This is a genomic window from Salinicola sp. V024 (genome assembly GCF_052645315.1).
In genome coordinates this window covers 1-1,269 of record NZ_JBQXYB010000039.1, presented here as the reverse complement: position 1 = coordinate 1,269, position 1,269 = coordinate 1, and the positions used below count along the sequence as shown (strand labels likewise).

Here is a 1,269-nt window from a genome sequence, read left to right as displayed (position 1 = left end):
TGAGGTGGTCCCCGAAATCAGGACCAGGCGTTAAGCTCTGATCATGACGATTGGAGACGATGATCATGAGCAGGAAACGCAAGCAGTACAGCAGTGACTTCAAGGCCAAGGTGGCTCTCGCAGCCCTCAAGGGCGATCAGACAACGTCGGAGATCGCCGCCCGCTTCGAGATCCACCCCACCATGGTCAGCCAGTGGAAGCGTGAACTCCTGGACAACGCCACGGGCGTCTTCGAAGGCAAGGATGGTAAAGCCGCCCAGAAGAGCCAGGAGGAGATCGACACGCTTTACCGCGAGATCGGCAAGCTGACGGTGGAACGCGATTTTTTGTCGCGCAGGCTCGATCGTTGAGCCGGGCTCAGCGCTTGGCCCTGATCGAGCCGCCATCCTCCGACACTCCCAGCCTGCGCCGGCAGTGCCAATTGCTCGGTATCAGTCGCTCATCGCTATACTACCAGCGCCGTGAGTTACTCGCCGAGGACCTGATGCTAATGAGGCTGATCGACGAGGAGCATCTGCGGACGCCGGTCTACGGCTCCCGGCGGATGACGACCCATCTCAACCGCTTGGGGCACACGGTGAACCGCAAGCGGATCCGTCGCCTGATGCGGCAGATGGGGCTGCACGCGGTGTACCCGAAGCCGCGCACCAGCCAGTCTGGCGTGGGGCATCGGGTCTATCCTTACCTGCTCAGGGATCGCGTCATCGATCGTCCCAACCAAGTCTGGGCCACTGATGTGACGTATATCCCAATGGCGCGAGGGTTCATGTACCTGGTGGCCATCATGGACTGGCACAGTCGCCGTGTGCTGGCCTGGCGGGTATCGAACACCCTGGATACGGACTTCTGCATTGACGCACTGGAGGAGGCCCTGGAGCGCTATGGGCCGCCGAGCATCTTCAATAGCGATCAGGGCTGCCAATTCACCAGCCAGGCGTTCACCGAGGTACTGAAGGCCCATGGCGTCCGGATCAGCATGGATGGAAAAGGCTGCTACCGGGACAACATCTTCGTCGAACGGCTCTGGCGTAGCGTGAAGTACGAGTGCGTCTATCTGAAGGCCTTCGAAGATGGTGCCCACCTACGCCGGGAGCTGAGGAAGTACTTCACTTGGTACAACCGTCAGCGGCCCCATCAAGGGCTGGACGATGCGACACCCGATGAGGTGTACTTCGATCAACCACTGACCCAGGCGGCCTGACGCCTGATGATGATCCGGTCAGAGCTTAAATCGCCTGTCAGGTGGTCCAACGGATGGGGTCCACTTCA

At 60.3% G+C, this 1,269-nt stretch carries 1 protein-coding gene; it reads left to right on the top strand.

The annotated features are described in order from the left end of the window. Positions 1 to 65 precede the first annotated feature (65 nt). Positions 66 to 1,201, top strand: a protein-coding gene (locus ACUN9V_RS19885) for an IS3 family transposase (RefSeq protein ID WP_371399730.1) whose coding sequence is annotated in 2 segments (ribosomal slippage) — positions 66 to 321 and positions 321 to 1,201 — 1,137 coding nt in all. Because the reading frame shifts where the segments join, the coding sequence is not laid out codon by codon here. Positions 1,202 to 1,269 lie beyond the last annotated feature (68 nt).